The following is a 20090-nucleotide window of genomic DNA, read 5'->3' on the forward strand; positions in this document are numbered from 1 at the left end:
TCTTTGTTCTATTATATATGTTTTACAAAAGAAAAAACGAGCAAATTGCGTTATGCAACTTGCCCGTTTTTCTTTTCGTTATTTTTTTTCTGATCACGATTCATTAATGGATAGAAAGCAAATCCAATTACGAATAAACCAATTCCGAGAAGGAACGTTTTTATATCGGATGCGCCGGTTTTAATAACCCATAGTGCGTAGCAAAGTGCGATAACTGCAACTATGCCATCTGTAATTCTTGCCCGCATTTCATTTTTATATGTTTCACCAGTTGCGACTAGTTTTAACTGGAAGATTGGTGAAACGAGATATGGAATGAGGTAGGCCAGTGTCGATACGGTAATAACGAATGTATAAGCTTCCGCAATGGTTCCTGATAATGTTGAGAATAGGAATACTTGCGACATAATGTTTGTTAATCGTAATGAGTAAATTGGACTTCCTTTTTTATTTGTTTTCGTGAAGAAGGAAGGGAAGAAACCTTCTTTTGCTGCTTGATAAGGTACTTCTGAGCTTAATAAAATCCAGCCTAAGATAGAACCGAACAGGGAAGTAAGAGCAAGTAATGCCATCAGTTTCCCGCCGCCATGACCCATTGCAGCATTTAGTGCATCTGCTAATGGACGTTCAGAAGCTTGTAATTTATCAACGTGAAGTACACCCATTGTTAAAATTGTAATTCCTAAGTAAATGGCAACTGTAATAAGTAATCCTGCAACCGTTGCACGTTTTACCGTTTTTGGAGAAACAGCACGGTTTGATAAAAGAACGGCTGATTCAATTCCGATAAACGCCCAAAGCGTTGTAAGAGCAGCTAAATTTACTTGTGAAAGAAGACCGTGTGATACACCTGATTTATCGATCATCGGTGTGTACCATTGTCCAAACTTAGAAGCTTCGAATGCAAATAAAGTAACGACGATGAATAAAAGGAATCCAGTTACTTTCGTTGTTGTTGCTAAGAAGTTTAGTTTTCCAGCTCCGCTTACACCGTTTGTTAATATAATATGAGTTCCCCAAAGTAAGATGGAACAAATAGTAAATGTAATTAGTTTTCCGACTTCTATGTTAAAAGAACCGATTGAAAATAGTAGTCGTGTATCTTTCATAATTGGGAAGAAGAGTGATAAATATCCCGCAAATGATGTAATGATGGCAACGTTACTTGCCCAGTTTGCAACCCAATATCCCCATACCATACTGAAACCAGCCATTTTTTTCTTTTTTGGTGTTGAGAATAAGGCATATGCATGACTTTGTGGTCCTGTCGTTAAATCAGGACGACGAATTGCTAAATTACCGAAAACAAGAGCTAGCATTAAAACACCAAACCCTGTTGTTAACCAAGCTAAAGTGACACCGAGAGGGCTTGCTGTTTGTGCTAACGTACTTGGCACCATGAAAATACCAGCGCCAACCATGTTACCGACAACGAAAGCTGTTAGTACCCAAAAGCCCCATTTTTTTTGTTGCATAGAAAATACCTCCAAAGTTAGTATAACCAAGTCAAGCGAGGAGATATGTATGTCTTCTTAGTAAAGAAGAGAAGTCCCAAACAAAACAAAAAAAGCACGTAATCTGCCGCTACATGCTTTCTATCTTATAAGAAACCCACGACATACCTCTCGATAGCTCTCCACAAACGAAGCGTTTGTGACAGTTCTGCACTTATTAAATGCAGACCCAGCAAGCGTGCATGGTGGACACAACTTACTTCGGCAATCATTCCTTTCTCATTCCTTCATCAATGCCACTACATCTCCTGAAATGATACTCTTAATGACTGCAACCTCTACCTCACCGAGATACGAATGAGGATTTAAATATTAAATTAACGTATTTAAGAGTAACAAATGTATTTTTATACGTCAATGGATATAGTAATAATCAGATTATAGAGAAGAGTTTGTGATTAGAAGTAAGAGGGATTGTTATGTGATATTTGAATTTTCGTAATATAATACATGTTATTAGCGCTAGATGATTGAAAAGGGGATGAAGTAAATGTCTGTATATCATAAACATTCAGTAATAGGTGTGTTAGATTCGGGAGTTGGGGGATTAACAGTTGCGAGCGAAATTATAAGACAATTGCCTAAAGAAAGCATTTATTATGTTGGTGATAATAAGCGTTGCCCGTATGGGCCAAGAAGTGTATAGGAGGTGCAATCTTTCGTATTTGAAATGGTTGAGTTCCTCAAACAGTTTCCATTAAAAGCGCTAGTCGTAGCATGTAATACTGCTGCAGCTGCTGCATTGACTGTGCTGCAAGAAGCACTTTCCATTCCAGTTATTGGCGTTATACATCCAGGAGCAAGAGCGGCAATTAAAGTAACAAAGAAAGAGAAAATCGGAGTAATTGGAACTGTAGGTACGATAAAATCTAATATGTATGAAAAAGCATTACATGAGCTTGATACATATTTGGAAGTGTATAGTCATGCGTGTCCGACTTTAGCTACAGTTGTAGAAAATCGATTAGAAGATATAGCATATGTCACGCAGCAAGTGAAACAAGCTTTACTTCCATTAACGAAAGAAGATATAGATACGTTAATTCTTGGGTGTACGCATTATCCACTTTTAGAGTCCTATATAAAAAAGGAACTAGGAGAAGATGTAACGATTATTAGTTCTGCAGAAGAAACAGCGATAGAGTTAAGTACCATTTTACAGCACAAAGGAATTTTGTCTGACAATCTGAATCCGAAGCATCGCTTTTTTACAACGGGATCTGTTTTATCATTTGAACATATTGCTGAACGATGGCTAGGGTATCAAATTTCTGTAGAATGTGTACATTTGCCTATGAAAAATGCGTGTATGCATAATTAAGATTTAGTAAATTACTTTTTTAAATAAATCAGGTTCGTTTCATAAGAAGGAAAGAATAAGCTTTTAATTGAAATGATTAAGGTCATTTTAATTAAAGGAGAGGTTTGATTATGGAATTATCAAGATCTCAATTATTTGCTTTAGAGTATATTTCAAAATATGCAGAGAACGAAAAACGTGGGGCTAAAGCAACAATTAATCATATACTTAACATGTGTAATATTACAGATGAAATATTTGAAGAAGCTGTCGCTAATTTAAAATCTCATGCAAGGATTGCTTTACACTTTCATCCAGACAGACTAGATTCGAGTATGAAAAGTGTTGCTGAAGCATTGCTTGAACAAGGAATATATAAAAGTCAATTTGAAACGTTGCTATCTAATGGAAGCGTATCTGCTTACCCTGGTGGTGAACGTGACCTTTGGGAAAAGAGAATATTTGGAGGGGCATATCAATTAGAAGGCGTAACGAATGATCAACGTCCAAAATACGGAGCGCTAAATTTGATGTTACATCCAGATGGGCCGGCTCCGCGTTTTGGATCCTGTTATTTTCTCTTATCTCCAAAAGTTTCTTCGCGCTCTACATATACATATTTAGATTCACATCAAGATCCGAAAGAAAAGGGGACTTATGAGGAGTTTGATATGATTTTAGCTGCTCTTTTGGAAGAGGCATTCGTAAGAGATTTTGCAATTGGTGAAGGAAATTTGACTCCAACAATAATAATTAATCATTTATTGGCTAATCTGAAAAGGCCGTTTATAGATTTAGTAAGCAAAGAGCCAGCCCGTAATCTTAATCATTATATTGAAGCGCAGATTCATGGAGAGATTTCTCTTAAAGAAGACGTAGAGGTGCTTGTTGCAGATCCTTCATTTAAGGGTACGGATGTAGGAAGAGTTTTAGAAGAAATTTGCCTGAAGTATGCTATTGATTTATATTGGCACATCGGTTTTGTACTTATGGTAGACGAAGTTCCGATGGATTTTAGAGGTTCAAAAATGCCATCTTTAGCAAGACGTATTGCACGGAATAATTGTATCGATGCAAATATAATTGGCTCTGCTGTAGTGGATTTGAAACGCAATCCATTATCTTGGAGTGATCGTGGAACTTATGAAGAAGTGCTTCAGGAATTAAAATTATTATGGCATGTTTTAGTTCGATTTGGAAAACCAAATCGGAAGTAGAACTAAATACTCCGTTTTTTGGAAGTATTTATATAGAAAAGAAGCTGATCTAAAAATAAATCAGCTTCTTTTTATAAGATTAAACTAAGTTTAATACAGTTACTTTTTCACGTGTCATAGACTCAAGGCTTTTACGAATACCTTGTGCGCCCATACCTGAACCTTTTACACCGATGAATGGGAAGTGATCAGGGCCGCGCTCTGTACGTCCGTTAATTTGAACAGAACCAGTTTCGATTTTGTTAGCAATTGCAAATGCTTTGTTAATGTCTTTTGTGAAGACACTTGCTTGTAAGCCGAACTCTGATTTGTTAGCAATTTCAATTGCTTGCTCGTCTGAAGAAACGCGGATGATTGGAAGGATTGGGCCAAATGGCTCTTCCCAAGCAACTTTCATTTCTTCTGTTACGTGGTCGATTAATGTTGGGTAAATTAAGTTACGCTCACGTTTGTTACCGATAACGATTGTAGCACCTTTTTCAACAGCATCGTCAACTAAGCCTTGAACGAAGTCAGCAGACTTGTCGTCGATTAATGGAACGATTGTGCTGTCTTGTTCTGGAGATCCAACTGATAGTTCAGCTACTTGCGCTTTTAATAAGCTAACAAGCTCGTCCGCTACGTTTTCGTGTACAAGTACACGTTTAATAGCTGTACAACGTTGACCAGAGTAAGAGAATGCACCGCTTACGATATGGTTTGCAGCATCTTGTAAGTCAGCATCTTCACGAACGATACCAGGATCTTTACCACCAAGTTCTAATACAAGTGGAATCATTGAAGCTTTTTTCGCTAAATGTTTACCTGTGTTTGTACCACCTGTGAACGATACCATATTGATGCCTTCGTGTTCTACTAAGTAGTCACCAATTACAGAACCGCGTCCTGTAGCTACGTTTACAAGACCTTTTGGAAGGCCAGCTTTGTGAAGTGCTTCAACCATTTTAATACCACTAATTGCACCTTGAGTTGCTGGTTTGAAAATAACAGCGTTACCCATAATTAATGCTGGTGCAAGTTTTGCAGCAGATAAGTTTACTGGGTAGTTAAATGGTGCGATTGCTAATACAACACCAAGTGGTGCGCGTTGGATGATCGCAAGTTTCGATTTCGTTCCGCCAGGGAAGCTATCGCCCATCATGCTTTCTCCGTGCATATGTAAAGCTTCTTCGATTGTGTAACGAATGAAGTCAGCTGTACGAACAACTTCTTTCTTCGCATCTTTATAGCCTTTACCGACTTCTTTCATAATGATATCGGCAATTTCATCCTGCATATTTACGAGCTCATCAGCCCATTTATATAAGTATTTTGCGCGATCTTGTAGGGAAGCTTCAGCCCATGATTTTTGAGCTTCTTTTGCAGATGCAATTGCTTCATCTACTTCTCCGCGAGTAATTGCTTGTACTTGTCCAATTACTTCGTGTAAGTATGGAGATGGAATTTCGATTGTTTCTCCTGAAGAGCTTTCTCTCCATTCTCCGTTTAAATAAAATTTGTACGTATTGCTAGTTGTCATGATTAGTCCTCCTAAAATAGCAACTTGTAAGAGTGAGTATAAGGTGATTGTAGGGGGTTTGATAACATTTTTCAAATGAAATGTTTGTGAAAACGATTTCTTATTCTTTTTTTATTTTGTATGCCCTTTCTTACAGAACATTCTTTTATTTCAAACTGGTTTATTATGTCATGAACCATTTTCATTTTCGTGAATTTTACTTTATGTGTAAAAAAATAATTGACAGAATACTCAATAAAGTTGTAAGATTATAAATGGAAAATAAATGAAGGGGGTGTGCGTAATGATTGTAATCGTAAATGTAATGAGCTTAGCTCTGTTAAATGGCAGAAAACATTTATATCATTACGCAACCCGTGCGGATATATAGGGCATCTTTGTCTTATAAAAAGCGTACGTTGCGTATATCGTAACGTACGCTTTTTATGCATTTTTGTGCATATCGTCAAGCGGCGGTATGCTTTTTTTTGTTTATTTTCCATGTTACTATATAAAATTTTGGAAGGTGGAAAAATGTGATGAGATTGTATGGGTTACGAAATGTAAATGTGATGGGTTTGGATAGCGGATAAAGAAATGAGAATTAAACGAGAACGAGAAGGGAGAGGTTACATTGTTATCAGTATTACTAAAGTTAAAATGGTTTTTTAAAGAGCACTGGAAGAGATATAGTATTGCCATTGGAGCTCTTTTAATTGTGAATATAGTTGAAGTTATTCCCCCGAAAGTGTTAGGGGTTACGATAGATAACATAAAAACAGGAACGTTATCGAACGAAGCTATTATGCAATCTATTCTTATTTTAATAGGGGTTACAATCGTTGGGTATGGTCTTACTTTTGTATGGCAACATCAATTGTTTGGAGGTGCATTTGTACTTGAGAAAACGATGCGGTCTAAATTTATGGGGCATTTACTTAAAATGACACCGACGTTTTATCAAAAAAATCGTACTGGTGATTTAATGGCGAGAGCGACAAATGATTTAAAAGCAATCGCTATGACAGCTGGTTTCGGTATATTAACGCTCGTGGATTCGAGTTTATATATGCTTACGATCGTTTTTATGATGGGATTTACAATTAGTTGGGAGCTTACACTTGCGGCACTTATACCGCTTCCGATTATGGCGTATGCGATGAATATATATGGAAAGAAATTGCATGAAAGATTTACAGTTGCGCAAGATGCATTCGGTGATATGAACGATAAAGTACTTGAGTCAATCGCTGGTGTGCGCGTTATTCGTGCATACGTACAAGAGAATGCAGACGAGGAAAGATTTCATCATTTAGGAGATGACGTCTACGAAAAAAATATGAAGGTAGCGAGAATTGATGCATTATTCCAACCAACTGTGAAAATGCTTGTCGGTCTTAGTTATTTAATCGGTTTAGTGTACGGTGCATACCTTGTGTTCCAGTCAAAGGTGACGCTTGGTGAACTCGTTTCTTTTAACGTGTATTTAGGGATGATGATTTGGCCGATGTTCGCAATTGGTGAATTAATTAATGTTATGCAAAGAGGAAATGCTTCGCTTGACCGTGTGAATGAAACGTTAGCGTATGAGCCAGATGTAAAGAATCCGAAACATCCAAAGCTTGTGCAAGAGCCGGATTATATTCAGTTTGATGACGTTACCTTTTCATATCCTTCATCAACTGAAACAAATTTAAAAAAGGTTTCGTTTACCTTAAAACAAGGGGAGACGCTTGGGGTTGTAGGGAAAACAGGAAGCGGGAAAACGACGCTTGTACGTCAACTTCTTCGTCAATATCCGCTTGGAGATGGAGATATTGCAGTTTCTGATGTGACATTAGATAAAATAACGAATGAAAATGTACTCGGGTGGATTGGCTATGTACCGCAGGAGCATATTTTGTTCTCAAAAACAGCGCGAGAAAATATTTTATTCGGAAATAGGGAAGCGACTGAAGACGAACTCGAGAAAGCGATTGAAATTGCGGCGTTTAAAAAGGATTTAGAGTTTTTACCAGAAGGGTTAGAAACGCTCGTTGGAGAGAAAGGTGTTTCTTTATCAGGAGGGCAAAAACAAAGGATCTCGATTGCACGAGCTGTTATTCAAAATCCAGAAATTTTAATTTTGGATGATTCTTTATCAGCTGTAGATGCTCGTACGGAAGCAGCGATCATTGAAAATATAAGAACAGAAAGAAGCGGAAAGACGACGATTATTACGACGCATCGTTTATCTGCAGTGCAACATGCGGATTGGATTCTCGTTATGGATGAAGGCGCAGTTATAGAAGAAGGTACGCATGCTCAGCTTATCCAGAGCGGAGGCTGGTATGCTGAACAGTTTGAAAGACAACAAGGTGAAAGTGAAAGTGCGGATAGTGGGGTGAAAATATGAGCGTTTCAAAACGATTGTTTCAATACGCGATGAAAGTGAAAGGGACGATTTTTGCAGCGATGCTGATGTTATTTATTTTCGTCATTGCAGAGCTTGCTGGTCCTTTCGTCGCTAAAACGATGATTGATGATCATATCGTCGGGATAGAGAAACCTTGGTATGAAACAGAAAAGAGTGAAGAAGCTGTTTCATATAATGGCGCGTTTTATAAGCGAAGTGATCGCTTTGAACAAGGCGAGACAAAAGGTAAAGAAGTACGCGTAATGCAAGTCGGTTTTCAATATTACTTTGTACCGAATAAAGTGAATATTGAAGGATCACGTACTGTAAAAGGAGATATGATTACCGTTCAAAATGGTAAGGCGGTGCAAGTGTATAAAGCGAAGGCATTAACGAAAGAAGAAGTGTTTGCGTTTTATAAACCAGAAATAAACCGTCTATTATTACTTGGTGGTGGCTATTTCGCTTTATTAGTAGTCGTATCATTATTTGCATACGGAAAGCAGTTCTTTTTGCAGAAGGCAGCGAACAAAATTATTCAAATTATGAGGGAGGATGTTTTTTCTCATATTCAAACGTTGCCAATTCGGTACTTTGATCATTTACCGGCAGGGAAAATTGTTTCGCGTGTGACGAATGATACAGAGGCCATTCGTGATTTATATGTAACGGTGCTGGCAACATTCGTTTCTAGTATCATCTATATTATTGGGATATTTGCTGCGCTATTTTTATTAGATGTGAAGCTCGCTTCATTATGTTTATTAATTATCCCAATTTTAATTGTTTGGGCGATTCTTTATAGAAAATACGCGTCTGTATACAATCATAAAATGCGCTCTCGTTTATCTGATATTAACGGAACAGTGAATGAATCCATTCAAGGGATGCCAATTATTCAAGCGTTCCGTCAAGAGCGTGAAACGAAAAAAGAATTTGAAGAATTAAATGGTGATTATTTTAAGTATCAAAATAAAATTTTAAATTTAAATGCAGCAACTTCGCATAACTTAGTAGCCGTATTAAGAAATATCGCTTTCACAGGAGTGATTTGGTATTTCGGCGGTGCGTCATTAAGTGCTACAGGTATTATTTCACTTGGGGTACTGTATGCATTCGTCGATTATTTAACACGATTATTCTCGCCAATTACGAATATGGTGAACCAGCTTGCAAACTTAGAGCAAGCGCGCGTTGCATCAGAACGTGTCTTTGAATTGTTAGAGGAAAAAGGGGAAGCGGTAGAAGAAGAACGTATGCCCCGTTTAAAAGGAAATGTAAAATTTGATAATGTATCATTTTCTTATAATGGAAAAGATGAAGTGCTAAAAAATATTTCTTTTGAAGCGAAACAAGGCGAGACAGTGGCACTTGTCGGTCATACTGGATCAGGAAAAAGCTCTATCATGAATGTACTCTTTCAATTTTATGAGTTTGAAAAAGGAAGGCTTACGATTGATGGTCACGATGTAAGAGAAATGCCGAAACAAGCAACTCGTGAGCATATGGGAATCGTATTGCAAGACCCGTTTTTATTTAGCGGGACGGTCGCTTCCAATGTAAGCTTAGAGAACGAAAAAATTTCAAAAGAGCGTATCATAAAAGCATTGCATGATGTTGGTGCTGAAAGATTTGCAAACAATATAAATGAAGAAATTACAGAAAAGGGAAGTACGCTTTCCACTGGAGAACGTCAGCTTATTTCATTTGCTAGAGCACTCGCTTTTGATCCAGCTATCTTAATTTTAGATGAAGCAACGTCTAGTATTGATACAGAAACAGAGGCGATGATTCAACAAGCACTAGAAGTTGTGAAAAAAGGAAGAACGACATTTATTATTGCTCACCGTCTTTCAACGATTAAAAGCGCAGATCAAATTATTGTGCTCGATAGAGGAACGATTTTGGAAAAAGGGTCTCATGATGAACTAATGAAAAAGCGTGGGCGTTATTATGATATGTATAAAACGCAAATGGAAGGCAATCAGAGTGCTTAATAGGTATGGAGGAGAACTTGTGATTTTCACAAGTTCTTTTTTATTGATGAACATGTCGACTCTTTAGCGAATTACGACAGTTAAATAAGAAGTATTGTTTTACCTTTTTCTTTATAAATGCTATATTAAAAAATGTTACTTATTTTTTGTATGTAGCGTTATTTTCCCTTTTGTTTGATTATGAAGAAAAAGGATAAACTAAATAAGAACATTTTCATTGAAAAATTGTTCAAGATTGCATACAATCAATATAGTTTTTAAATTCCTATCAGAATACTTGGAGGATTACAATCATGAAGAAATTATTTTCAGTGCTTGCAGTAACTACATTAGCGATCGGGATTGTAGCCGGCTGCGGTAAAGAAGAGAAAAAAGATACAGCTAGTCAAGATGCGTTACAAAAGATTAAACAAAGCGGTGAACTTGTAATTGGTACAGAAGGTACATATCCACCATTTACGTTCCACGATTCAAGCAATAAATTAACTGGATTCGATGTTGAATTAGCAGAAGAAGTTGCAAAACGTTTAGGTGTAAAGCCTGTATTTAAAGAAACACAATGGGATAGCTTACTTGCTGGTCTTGATGCAAAACGTTTCGATATGGTTGCAAACGAAGTTGGTATTCGTGAAGATCGTCAAAAGAAATACGATTTCTCTAAGCCATATGTTTCATCTTCAGCGGCATTAGTTATTGCAAAAGATAAAGATAAGCCTGCTACATTTGCTGATGTAAAAGGACTAAAAGGAGCACAATCTTTAACGAGTAACTATGCAGATATCGCTAAGAAAAATGGTGCGGAAATTATTGGTGTAGAAGGGTTTAGCCAAGCAGCAGAATTATTAGCTTCAGGACGCGTTGATTTTACAATTAATGATAAGTTATCAGTATTAAATTATTTAGAAACGAAAAAAGATGCGAAAATTAAAATTGTAGATACTGAAAAAGAAGCTTCAGAAAGTGGATTCTTATTCCGTAAAGGTAGCGATAAGCTTGTACAAGAAGTAGATAAAGCGTTAGAAGAGATGAAAAAAGACGGTACGTATGACAAAATAACGAAAAAATGGTTCGGTGAAAATGTATCTAAGTAGTGCATTGGTTTCAGATCGATTGTCTACTTGGATAGATATTATGCAGACTTCCTTCATGCCTATGCTGAAGGAAGCTGTTTTTACAACAATTCCATTAACGCTTATTACATTTATTATCGGGATTATACTGGCAACGTTAACAGCGCTCGCACGTATTTCTGGTAGTCGTATTTTACAATGGATTGCTCGTATCTATGTATCTATCATTCGCGGAACACCACTTCTTGTACAATTATTTATTATTTTCTATGGTCTTCCAACTCTTAATATTGAAGTTGAGCCATATACAGCAGCAGTTGTTGGATTTTCATTAAATGTCGGTGCATATGCATCTGAAATTATTCGTGCTTCTATCCTTTCCATTCCGAAAGGGCAGTGGGAAGCAGCTTATACAATTGGGATGACATATCCACAGGCATTAAAACGTGTTATTTTACCACAAGCGACGCGCGTATCAATCCCGCCGCTTTCGAATACATTTATTAGCTTAGTGAAGGATACTTCATTAGCATCGTTAATTTTAGTAACAGAAATGTTCCGAAAAGCGCAGGAAATTGCGGCGATGAACTACGAGTTTTTAATTGTTTATTTTGAAGCAGGTCTTATTTATTGGGTTATTTGTTTCTTATTATCAATCGTACAACAGATGTTAGAAAAGCGTTCAGAACGCTACACATTAAAATAATCCTTTTACAAAAGGAGTTTTTGTTTTTATGATTTCAATTCAACATTTACAAAAAAGTTTCGGAGATAATACCGTACTAAAGCATATAGATTTAACAGTTGAGAAGGGCGAGGTTGTTGTTATTATTGGGCCGTCTGGATCTGGTAAAACGACATTCTTACGTTGTCTCAACGTACTAGAAACACCGGATGCTGGTAATATTAGCATTGGTAATAAAGAGCTTAATTTCGCTCAAAAAGTATCGAAGAAAGATATTGTAAATCTTCGTACACAAACAGGTATGGTCTTCCAGCACCATAACTTATTCCCTCATTTAACAGCACTTCAGAATGTAATGGAAGGGCTCATTACAGTGAAAAAAGTAGGGAAAGAAGAAGCAAAGAAAAAAGCAAACTATTTCCTTGAAAAAGTTGGTTTAGCAGATAAAGTGGATTTATATCCGTTCCAATTATCAGGCGGACAACAACAGCGCGTTGGAATTGCGCGCGCGCTTGCGATGGAGCCGGAAGTGTTACTATTTGATGAGCCGACGTCAGCGCTTGATCCTGAACTCGTTCAAGAAGTTTTAAAAGTCATGAAAGAACTTGCTAAAGAAGGCATGACGATGGTTATTGTAACGCACGAAATGCGTTTTGCACATCAAATTGCCAACCGTGTTATTTTCATGGATGGTGGTGTCGTTGTCGAACAAGGTACACCAGAAGATGTATTTACAAATCCAAAAGAAGAACGCACGAAAAAGTTTTTACAAATGTTGCAGTAAATTAAGAAAGGTCTCAGGGTATATGCCCTGAGACCTTTTTGCCATATATATTTATTTTTGGAATCCGCCAAGGCTTTGCTCAGCCATTGCAACTAGACGTTTTGTAATTTCTCCACCAACTGAACCGTTAGCGCGAGCCGTAGAATCTGCTCCTAATTGTACACCAAATTCTTGAGCGATTTCGTACTTCATTTGATCGATTGCAGCTGTTGCACCTGGTACTACTAATTGATTTGAAGAATTTTGGTTTGCCATAGGAATATATCCTCCTTAGAGTTATAAAAATTTTTTTGGTTGGACTAGCTGGAGTTGAACCAGATTATCGCCCCGGTTGGCGCTAATCCATCGGTAATTAAGTTTGTACTCATAGTATGGATGTTACCTAGAAAGATATACAAAATAATAATTTGTAAATTTTGTCAAAAAAACGTATTGATTTCGTAAATTATGAAATAAGAGTAATCGTTGTATTTTTAAGAAAACAGGCCAAACTAAGGAGGATATTAAATATAATTTTCTCATTGTAGCCTGCTACTTGTAGGCTAATCATTAGCTTCTTATTTATGATTTATTGAAATGAAATCGGTAGCAACTTTATAGTTCTATTTTTAAGTAGGGATGGAGTGACCGCTCCTATGCATGGGTAGGTGCTCTCTTCAATCTAAAAAAGAGAGGCTTTAAACGATAACGTATGGAGGAATCATGATGGGGATTTGCCCACTTTGCAACGCATTAGAATCACAAACATATTCTTGTCAAAATTGCCAAAGTATACTCCAAGATTATGGGAAGTCTGTAGATTACATAGACGATTATAGTGCCTATATGGATCAAGAATTATTAAGTGCAGTAGATGGTTTAACGCATAATAATTCAAATAAATATTGCAATCATATTTTTTATTGCGGAGTATGTAACGTGGAAACTGAGGTTGTAGTGAAACTTGTGTAAATAGAAAACTTCCACCTTATTATCTAGGTGGAAGTTTTTGTTTTTGTATTTGTGAGTGAATCATAGGAGAAGGGATATGTTCGGTGTTTGATGAAGTCCCGGATTTGATTTGAGACATTTTTTCTTTTGTATCACGTAAAGAATGTTCCGTTAAGTAGACGGCATATTCGTAAAATAATTGGCGCGTCATTTCACTTTGTTCTTTTAATTTTTCATCTTGAAATACAGTTCGCCCAGGTTTAGAGTTGGCTTCAAAGAGCCACGGATTTTCCTTTGTGTCTAAACCGATATCAAAACCGATTTCTCCAATATTTCCGGTTACTTGTTCATCGAGCGCGTAACTTATTTGTAAGGCAGTATGTTTTAATTTATTTTCAATTTGAACTTGTTTCGTTGAATCTGGAAAAAGCTCTTGTAGCAATTTCGTATCACCGCCGCTATTTACGTGCGTTGTTAAACTACCTTTGCCAGCTATTTTGGCGACGATTGCACTAACTATCCAATTACCGAAATGATTTTTATTTGTATGAATGCGGAAATCAACAGGTTGCCCATCGAAGCGAAGTAACGAAATACCTTGCTGTACGATAAACTTTTTTAAATCATGTCCTTTTAATACGTGGTTTAGAAGAGTTTCTAATGATTGATACTTTCTTAGTTTATTTTCTTCATTTTCGCGATAACGACAGTAGTAGCAATTCTCTGTTTGAGAATAAAACATTTGATGAATATTTCTACCAAAGCTCCCGTGTATTGGTTTCATGTACACAGATTTATACGTGCCAAGAAACCGTTCTACTTGTTCAAAATGCTGAAATGCTTCTGTGTTTGGTAATAAGGGTCTAATTGATTCGTCTTTCATAAGAAGTTGATGAACTTCCCATTTATTGAAAAAACCTGGGTTAAACCATGGAATGGAGTAGTCTTGTTCCAACTTTCTTTTTGCTCTGACGATTGGTTTATAATTTTCAGCTTGTCGATTCGGTAATCGATCGTAAATGACATTTGGTAAAGGGACCCTTTTCTTTATCCATTGTTTCTCTTGAAAGAAATATCCTTCAATCGTTTCTTCTTCCCAGTTTATATGTTGAACGCCAAAGACGAATACGAACGGTCGTAATGAGAATGGTGGTGTTAACAACTCACTGAGAGCAATTGAACGATTTCCTAAAGGGTTAGAAGAATCATCGTTAAAGCCAGTTGTAAAAATGCCGATTAATGGTCCGAAAATAATTGTTTGGTTTTGTGTGAATGCATGAATAGTAGTGGATTGAGGTAGTAAAAGTTTTTCGGCAATATGTTTTCCGATAATAATTTCGCGAGTAAAGGAATAATGAATTTTCACCTCTTCACTTGCAATGTGACGTATACCGAAGGAGAGGGATGTAATAGGTGGCGTAATAGAAAAAACGTAAGGTAAAGTAATGCTATTTGGATGTTCATCTGAAATGTTTAATGTATATATATGTTCTTTCAAAATAGGTTTACCTCCTTTCATTATGGTGTAAAGCGAGTGAATTTAAGTGGTCCGTGAAATATCTTTTCAGCTAATGAATCACTATGACGAATGTATTGTTCGTAAGGGGGAATCGTGTTGACATACATAAGCCAAATTGCGCCTTTTTGATCCATAATTGTGGAAAGTTCTAGTTCAAATAAAGAAGAATAAGACTGATCTAGTGTTTGGAATACTTCATTTATAATGTCGTGTAAAGCATCTTGCAATAGTTGCACACCCGTACTAGATAGTACGTATTTAATTTTTGAAAATGAATGTAATGAATCATCGTCCGTTGTTGAGGGTAAAAGTTGATTAGGAAATGAGCTTTTTTGTATAAATTGACCGATAACATTCCAAGTTTGTTCTTTGTTTTTTTGCAAAATGGTTCGAATGTGGAGTGGATATGTTAATTGATTTGGTGGTTGTAGCATAGTGTGTGCTATGTAACGTGATGAAGGTATGTTAGATTTACACCAAGATATAAATTCGTCTGTCCGTGTTAATGGAAGAGAAGTATGGTATTTTTCATTTACTGTATCGATATGAAACGTTTTATTTTTGTAAGCAATTCGATATAAGTTATCCTTTGAATGTGTATTAGTGGGGCGTATAATAATATCTTTAGTTTTTAACAACAGTTTAAAAATGTTTTGTATCGTTGCCACTTCAAATTTTGGTATATAAGGAGACAGTTTTTTATTAGTGAGAAATAAATCATATAGTTCACTTAAATTGATAAGTGTGTTATTTAAAAAGGTAGTAGAAGGACGATTGTGCAAAGAGTGAATAATTGATTTTGCTTTTTCAAAGTCGGTTTCCTCGTGAAAAGAATAACGATCATATATATAAGAAGGAATAGAGAATGTTTGCTCTTTCCATTTTCCTGTATCTGTATCGTAAATAAGACCAGAAACAAGGTCTGTTTTAGGATCAATACAAAATGGCGTAAACTGGGCAACGACATTATGATAAAGCCGAGCGCGTTTAGCGATTTCGGTGTAATACGTTTGTTCGTAATGAAGTTTAGAAGCTAAAAGACCGAGAACCAACGAAATCACTCCTTTACTACTATTTGCATAATAGGCGAAGCTATATATTGCAAATACGTTTTTATACCATTATACTTTTGTCCGTATGATGATATGCTATAGTTTTGGAGAAGTGAAAGGTTGATTGTAATGAATATATGGTTAAATATGTTAACGACGACAGGACTCGGAGCGATTATTGGAGGATATACGAATCATTTAGCGATAAAAATGTTATTTCGTCCTCATCGTCCTATTTATATCGGGAAGTTTCAAGTTCCATTTACACCAGGATTAATTCCGAAGCGCAGGGATGAACTTGCTGTTCAATTAGGGAAAATGGTTGTAGAGCATTTGTTAACACCGGAAGGAATCGGAAAAAAGCTAACAAATGAAGAGTTTCAAAAGGGTTTAATCCACTGGGCGCAAGTGGAAGTGGATAAAGTAATTACGAATGAACAATCACTGCGACATATGTTAGAAAAATGGAATGTAGCGCATGTAGAAGAAGAAGCGACTCGAAAAATCGAACATGTTATTACAGAAAAAATTCATGCATTTTTAGCAGAGTATTATACATATACATGGGAACAGGCTTTACCTCATTCTGTAAATGAAAAAGTAGAGAATGCGATTCCGAATGTCTCGGCGTTTATTTTAGAGCGAGGAATTAGCTTTTTTGAAAGTGAAGAAGGGAAAGTACGTCTTTCAAAAATGATTGATGATTTCTTTGCTTCTCGCGGAACGCTACTTAACTTAGTCGGAATGTTTTTAGGAAATGTAAGTGTAGTGGATCGTGTGCAGCCAGAAGTTATTAAGTTTTTAGGTCAAGATGGTACAAAGCAGCTTTTAACTGACGTACTGCAAAAAGAGTGGGAAAAGTTAAAAGGAAGAGATGTAAAAGAATTAGAAGCATTTGTAGAGAAAGAAATGATTGTAAGCTCCGTGCTGTCAGCAGTTAAAGTAGAGGAAACAGTGAGTAAGTTTTTAAATCAATCTGTTCAGCAAGTATGTGAGCCGGTTCGAGAAACAATTATTGAAAAAGTGGTTCCAAGTGCAGTAAAGAAAGGCTTGAAGTGGGGAACAGAAAACGTAGAGAGTATACTAAATAATCTACACCTTGCGGAAATTGTCCAGCAAGAAGTGTCTACATTCTCAACAGAAAGATTAGAAGACTTAGTTCTGTCTATTACGAAAAACGAATTAAAAATGATTACGTATTTAGGAGCATTATTAGGTGGAATGATCGGACTCGTACAAGGATTGTTACTATTGTTTCTTAGATAATAAGGTGAGTACATAGAAATAAAAGTGAAATTTCTTCACATCTCTTGCATAGTTTGATATGGTAAGAAGAGGTGCGTATGTAAATGCACTGAAAAGGCAGTGCGTATGAAAAGCGCTAGCCTTCTAAAGGAGGAAAAATAAAATGACAAAGAACATTCATGATGTTGCATATGAATTACAAAAAGCAATCGCTGAAAACGAAGACTTCAAAACTTTAAAAGAGAGCTACGCAGCAGTTCAAGCTGACACAGCTTCAAAAAACTTATTTGATGAGTTCCGTACAATGCAACTTAGCCTACAACAAAAAATGATGCAAGGCCAAGAAATCACTGAAGAAGACAACCAACAAGCACAAGAAGTTGTAGCTCGCATTCAACAAGATGCTAAAATTACAAAATTAATGGAAACTGAGCAACGCCTAAACGTTGTAATCGGTGACGTTAACAAAATTATCATGAAGCCACTTGAAGAATTATATAGCGCGCAACAACAAGCGTAATGAGAGAAGACGCTCCTAGTATAGGGGCGTCTTTTTCAGTGACAATAAAGGTGTTTAATTTTAGTATAAGAAATGTAATAGCCACCTATTAAAATTAACTTGTAGGTGGTTTTAAATTTATTTAAAACTAAATTTAATTGTTGTAGCCTTTAATTTATAAAATAATAAAGTTGGTTAATTTTTCTTCAACTAATGCCGCTTATTGAAAAAAAGTAGCTTGCTCCATTTACTAAATTTTTATCCTGTTTTACATAGCTTAATCTGCCTCAACATCTTTTTCACCTAAATTTTGAACAAATCTTAATAGATAACCATCAGGATCCATAATTAAAAATTCTTTTTGTCCCTTTAATTTAGTATCAGCTCTATACCAATTCTCTTGAATATCAAATTTAATTGGATACTCGTTCTTTTTCAAACTATCATATAGTGAATCAATATCATTTATGATAATTTGAAAATTGATTCCTCTTCCGTAGGGATAAGATAACTCCCCAGTACTCCAATGACCATTTACTTCTTCAATCATAATCTGGCAGTCATTTAAAGACAGTAAAGCAAACTTATCCTCTGGTCTTTGATATTCAATTTTAAACAGGAGAATTTCCGAATAGAAATTTAAACTTTCCTCCATATCTGAAACTGATAGCTCTGGTATTAATGCATTGAGTTTGTGCAAAAATGCTGCCCCCTTTGCTTAAGATATTGATTATTATAACACTCACTATAAATTCTTCTTCCATTAAACTACTTCATTAGCCCTATAAGAAGTAAACAAGTTTATTATCTCTACACACGTCTTTTTTGTTTGTTATTTTTTGAAATACTCCGTTTTAATGTTTTTCTCCTTCAAAAACTTTTCAATTTCTTTTTGCTTCCTACCATTAACTTTCTCAAAGCGTTTTGTAAAAGAGAAATCAGTTTTGAATAAGTTACCATCTTGAGCGAATTTTTCTATTTCCTGATCTAATTCTACTGAAAGTGCTGTAGATGCTGAAATATAATTATGAATTTCCTTTGAAGGCTGTTTGTAATCATCAGGAATCGTATTGTTACTAATAAAATGATGGAAGTTCGCATCGTTTTGTTGAGCTAAATCTATTAGTTTTTGTAATTTCTCTCGGTCGGACTCAGTAACCTTCTCGTCAGACATGGCTGACGAAAGTGGAACGATGTTTTCGTATAACTCTCCGCTATAATCTAAATAAGTTTTTATATTTTGTTTCATTTCGTCTTCATTAATAGTTTCGTTTTTCTTTGAGGAACTAAATATATTTTCTGGAACTTTAATAGCAACATCTTTAATAGATTGTACATCGTTTTCTTCCTTAGGTTGTACACTGTTTGAACAAGCTGATAGAAATAAAAGAGTAAGTAGCATGAGTGAATATAAAGTATATTTCTTCATTTTAATCTCCTTTTACATTCAGTAGTGTCTTTGTAAAATAGCAATATTCCATTTCAAATACTTTACTAAAAGTGCATATAGATGTTTTACCATTTGATAAGATATGACGGATATGAGTAAACCGACGCAAAAAGCGATGAACACATTATAAACATCGGAATAACTAATTTGATGAAACCCTTTAAAGAATCCTAATCCTATTAATAAAATAGACGAAATAATTAATACTGGCGTGGCAATGATAAGTGCTAGAAGAATCGGTAATAAAAAGAGTAGTACGAAAAAGGCGATAAAGATAAAGGCAAAGTTTAAAACACTTAAGCTCATAACAGAAAAAAGTGCAATTATCATATTTTTGAAGCTTCGTTTACTGTCAGCATTGCTTATTGCATAGGAAACAGTAAGTTCTTTAGCAATGGTTTTAGGGTTTCCTAGCTTTTTAGAAATTTCCTCTTCAGATATTCCATCTTGTTTACCACTAATAAAATGAGTTTCGTACTCCGAGATAATATCCTCCTTTTCTGAATTAGGCATATTCCGTAGGGAAGAACTAAGTTGTTCTAAAAATTCACTTTTGTTCATAACGATCACTTTCCTTTATAAAATGATGAATTATGGCTGAAAATCCTATCTTTTTTCTAAACAGCACACTCGATCCATATCTACTTTTTGAAAGGAGATATACTAATTGTGAATAACATTCCAAATAATGGTTATTCCATTATTTACAAATATATCACTTACTATTGTTCTTTGCAAGGTACTATAAAATTATTAATATTATAAATGGGTGGAAATATTTTTGCGTATTTTTAGAAGAGATATAAAAATATTATTTTAAGATAAACAAAAGGTTGTAAGCGCATTCTTTAAAACTTGTCAAAATAATGTCAAATTCATATTGTTGGAAAAATAATGTATTTGTAATATAATGATAAATATACTTCACCAGCTTA

The 20090-nt window shown here is 35.6% G+C and carries 17 protein-coding genes, 1 pseudogene and 1 riboswitch; of the genes and pseudogenes, 10 read left to right on the forward strand and 8 right to left on the reverse strand.

Annotated features, from left to right (window positions below; translation table 11 throughout):
- Positions 1-50: 50 nt before the first annotated feature.
- Positions 51-1475 (reverse strand): amino acid permease, encoded by a 1425-nt coding sequence (locus tag ACTJJY_RS17695; RefSeq protein WP_001186292.1) that lies wholly within the window; start codon positions 1473-1475, stop codon positions 51-53.
- A 146-nt stretch (positions 1476-1621) separates the two neighbouring features.
- Positions 1622-1803: riboswitch (Lysine riboswitch) on the reverse strand.
- A gap of 201 nt (positions 1804-2004) precedes the next feature.
- Between ACTJJY_RS17695 and racE the strand changes: the two are divergent.
- Together racE and ACTJJY_RS17705 are read left to right on the forward strand one after the other, a co-directional pair.
- Positions 2005-2835, forward strand: a pseudogene (gene racE / locus ACTJJY_RS17700) (glutamate racemase).
- A 110-nt stretch (positions 2836-2945) separates the two neighbouring features.
- Positions 2946-4031, forward strand: a complete 1086-nt coding sequence (locus ACTJJY_RS17705; protein WP_440606143.1) for a DUF3626 domain-containing protein — start codon at positions 2946-2948, stop codon at positions 4029-4031.
- 79 nt (positions 4032-4110) lie between these two features.
- Here the strand turns inward: ACTJJY_RS17705 and gapN are convergent, their stop codons facing one another.
- On the reverse strand, positions 4111-5550 hold the full coding sequence (gene gapN, locus ACTJJY_RS17710) for an NADP-dependent glyceraldehyde-3-phosphate dehydrogenase (protein WP_000213634.1): 1440 nt from the start codon (positions 5548-5550) through the stop codon (positions 4111-4113).
- Positions 5551-6163: 613 nt separating this feature from the next.
- Between gapN and ACTJJY_RS17715 the strand changes: the two genes are divergently transcribed.
- The 5 genes from ACTJJY_RS17715 to ACTJJY_RS17735 all read left to right on the forward strand — a co-directional run bounded on the left by ACTJJY_RS17715 (position 6164) and on the right by ACTJJY_RS17735 (position 12460).
- Complete coding sequence (locus ACTJJY_RS17715) at positions 6164-7924, forward strand: ABC transporter ATP-binding protein (protein WP_440606144.1); 1761 nt, start codon at positions 6164-6166, stop codon at positions 7922-7924.
- Positions 7921-9921: an ABC transporter ATP-binding protein gene (locus ACTJJY_RS17720; protein ID WP_440606145.1), complete on the forward strand. Its 2001-nt coding sequence runs from the start codon at positions 7921-7923 to the stop codon at positions 9919-9921. Before ACTJJY_RS17715 ends, ACTJJY_RS17720 begins: the two co-directional genes overlap by 4 nt.
- A 293-nt stretch (positions 9922-10214) precedes the next feature.
- Entirely contained in the window at positions 10215-11012 is a 798-nt protein-coding gene (locus ACTJJY_RS17725; RefSeq protein WP_440606146.1) for an amino acid ABC transporter substrate-binding protein, read from the forward strand.
- A complete protein-coding gene (locus tag ACTJJY_RS17730) occupies positions 10999-11697 on the forward strand; it encodes an amino acid ABC transporter permease (protein WP_000281499.1) in 699 nt (232 codons plus the stop codon). The genes ACTJJY_RS17725 and ACTJJY_RS17730 overlap by 14 nt, the downstream gene beginning before the upstream one ends.
- A gap of 28 nt (positions 11698-11725) precedes the next feature.
- Positions 11726-12460, forward strand: a complete 735-nt coding sequence (locus ACTJJY_RS17735; protein WP_000623598.1) for an amino acid ABC transporter ATP-binding protein — start codon at positions 11726-11728, stop codon at positions 12458-12460.
- Positions 12461-12511: 51 nt separating this feature from the next.
- Here ACTJJY_RS17735 and sasP read toward each other — a convergent pair whose 3' ends face one another.
- Positions 12512-12715, reverse strand: a complete 204-nt coding sequence (sasP, locus tag ACTJJY_RS17740) for a small acid-soluble spore protein, SasP family (protein ID WP_000013339.1) — start codon at positions 12713-12715, stop codon at positions 12512-12514.
- 450 nt (positions 12716-13165) lie between these two features.
- Here sasP and ACTJJY_RS17745 point away from each other — a divergent pair, with 450 nt between their 5' ends.
- A complete protein-coding gene (locus ACTJJY_RS17745; protein WP_440606147.1) occupies positions 13166-13411 on the forward strand; it encodes a hypothetical protein in 246 nt (81 codons plus the stop codon).
- 19 nt (positions 13412-13430) lie between these two features.
- Here the strand turns inward: ACTJJY_RS17745 and ACTJJY_RS17750 are convergent, their stop codons facing one another.
- Together ACTJJY_RS17750 and ACTJJY_RS17755 are read right to left on the reverse strand one after the other, a co-directional pair.
- On the reverse strand, positions 13431-14888 hold the full coding sequence (locus ACTJJY_RS17750; RefSeq protein WP_440606148.1) for a YheC/YheD family endospore coat-associated protein: 1458 nt from the start codon (positions 14886-14888) through the stop codon (positions 13431-13433).
- Positions 14889-14908: 20 nt separating this feature from the next.
- The gene (locus ACTJJY_RS17755) at positions 14909-15961 is read right to left on the reverse strand and encodes a YheC/YheD family endospore coat-associated protein (protein WP_440606149.1); all 1053 of its coding nucleotides are present in this window, start codon (positions 15959-15961) and stop codon (positions 14909-14911) included.
- A gap of 129 nt (positions 15962-16090) precedes the next feature.
- On the opposite strand from ACTJJY_RS17755, the gene ACTJJY_RS17760 reads away from it, so the two are divergent.
- Entirely contained in the window at positions 16091-17227 is a 1137-nt protein-coding gene (locus ACTJJY_RS17760; protein ID WP_440606150.1) for a DUF445 domain-containing protein, read from the forward strand.
- A gap of 142 nt (positions 17228-17369) precedes the next feature.
- The gene (locus tag ACTJJY_RS17765) at positions 17370-17726 is read left to right on the forward strand and encodes a YlbF/YmcA family competence regulator (RefSeq protein ID WP_000164614.1); all 357 of its coding nucleotides are present in this window, start codon (positions 17370-17372) and stop codon (positions 17724-17726) included.
- 256 nt (positions 17727-17982) lie between these two features.
- Here ACTJJY_RS17765 and ACTJJY_RS17770 read toward each other — a convergent pair whose 3' ends face one another.
- The 3 genes from ACTJJY_RS17770 to ACTJJY_RS17780 form a co-directional block, all read right to left on the reverse strand.
- Positions 17983-18405 carry a bleomycin resistance protein gene (locus tag ACTJJY_RS17770; RefSeq protein WP_106823022.1) on the reverse strand — a complete coding sequence of 141 codons (423 nt, stop codon included), beginning with the start codon at positions 18403-18405 and terminating at the stop codon, positions 17983-17985.
- 132 nt (positions 18406-18537) lie between these two features.
- Positions 18538-19134: an NDxxF motif lipoprotein gene (locus tag ACTJJY_RS17775; RefSeq protein ID WP_440606151.1), complete on the reverse strand. Its 597-nt coding sequence runs from the start codon at positions 19132-19134 to the stop codon at positions 18538-18540.
- Positions 19135-19152: 18 nt separating this feature from the next.
- The gene (locus ACTJJY_RS17780) at positions 19153-19716 is read right to left on the reverse strand and encodes an HAAS signaling domain-containing protein (protein WP_440606152.1); all 564 of its coding nucleotides are present in this window, start codon (positions 19714-19716) and stop codon (positions 19153-19155) included.
- Positions 19717-20090 lie beyond the last annotated feature (374 nt).

The organism is Bacillus sp. 22475 (assembly GCF_052044835.1).
GTDB lineage: Bacteria > Bacillota > Bacilli > Bacillales > Bacillaceae_G > Bacillus_A > Bacillus_A cereus.